This is a genomic window from Priestia sp. D51 (assembly GCF_053345675.1).
Map to the genome: position 1 here is coordinate 1 of NZ_JBLTIR010000035.1, position 1,355 is coordinate 1,355.

Genomic DNA, 1,355 nt, shown 5'->3' on the forward strand with positions numbered 1-1,355 from the left:
TATAGTACCGAAGTTCCTGATTCCACACTGCCAAGAAAAGCCTCTAGCGAGGCGGGAGGTGCCCGTACCGCAAACCGACACAGGTAGGCGAGGAGAGAATCCTAAGGTGATCGAGAGAACTCTCGTTAAGGAACTCGGCAAAATGACCCCGTAACTTCGGGAGAAGGGGTGCTCTGGTAGGGTGTATAGCCCGAGAGAGCCGCAGTGAATAGGCCCAGGCGACTGTTTAGCAAAAACACAGGTCTCTGCGAAGCCGCAAGGCGAAGTATAGGGGCTGACGCCTGCCCGGTGCTGGAAGGTTAAGAGGAGGGGTTATCCTTTGGGAGAAGCTCTGAATCGAAGCCCCAGTAAACGGCGGCCGTAACTATAACGGTCCTAAGGTAGCGAAATTCCTTGTCGGGTAAGTTCCGACCCGCACGAAAGGCGTAACGATCTGGGCACTGTCTCAACGAGAGACTCGGTGAAATTATAGTACCTGTGAAGATGCAGGTTACCCGCGACAGGACGGAAAGACCCCGTGGAGCTTTACTGTAGCCTGATATTGAATTTTGGTACAGCTTGTACAGGATAGGTAGGAGCCTGAGAAGCCGGAGCGCTAGCTTCGGTGGAGGCGTCGGTGGGATACTACCCTGGCTGTATTGAAATTCTAACCCGCGGCCCTGATCGGGCCGGGAGACAGTGTCAGGTGGGCAGTTTGACTGGGGCGGTCGCCTCCTAAAATGTAACGGAGGCGCCCAAAGGTTCCCTCAGAATGGTTGGAAATCATTCGTAGAGTGTAAAGGCACAAGGGAGCTTGACTGCGAGACCTACAAGTCGAGCAGGGACGAAAGTCGGGCTTAGTGATCCGGTGGTTCCGCATGGAAGGGCCATCGCTCAACGGATAAAAGCTACCCCGGGGATAACAGGCTTATCTCCCCCAAGAGTCCACATCGACGGGGAGGTTTGGCACCTCGATGTCGGCTCATCGCATCCTGGGGCTGTAGTCGGTCCCAAGGGTTGGGCTGTTCGCCCATTAAAGCGGTACGCGAGCTGGGTTCAGAACGTCGTGAGACAGTTCGGTCCCTATCCGTCGTGGGCGTAGGAAATTTGAGAGGAGCTGTCCTTAGTACGAGAGGACCGGGATGGACACACCGCTGGTGTACCAGTTGTCTTGCCAAAGGCATCGCTGGGTAGCTATGTGTGGACGGGATAAGTGCTGAAAGCATCTAAGCATGAAGCCCCCCTCAAGATGAGATTTCCCATAGCGCAAGCTAGTAAGATCCCTGAAAGATGATCAGGTTGATAGGTCAGAGGTGGAAGCGTGGCGACATGTGTAGCTGACTGATACTAATCGATCGAGGACTTAACCAAACTTT

The 1,355-nt window shown here is 54.3% G+C and carries 1 rRNA gene; it reads left to right on the forward strand.

Going from position 1 to position 1,355, the window contains the following annotated elements:
• Positions 1–1,350, forward strand: a 23S ribosomal RNA gene (locus tag ACNHOZ_RS28800); the annotation flags it as partial.
• Between the last annotated feature and the right edge of the window lie 5 nt (positions 1,351–1,355).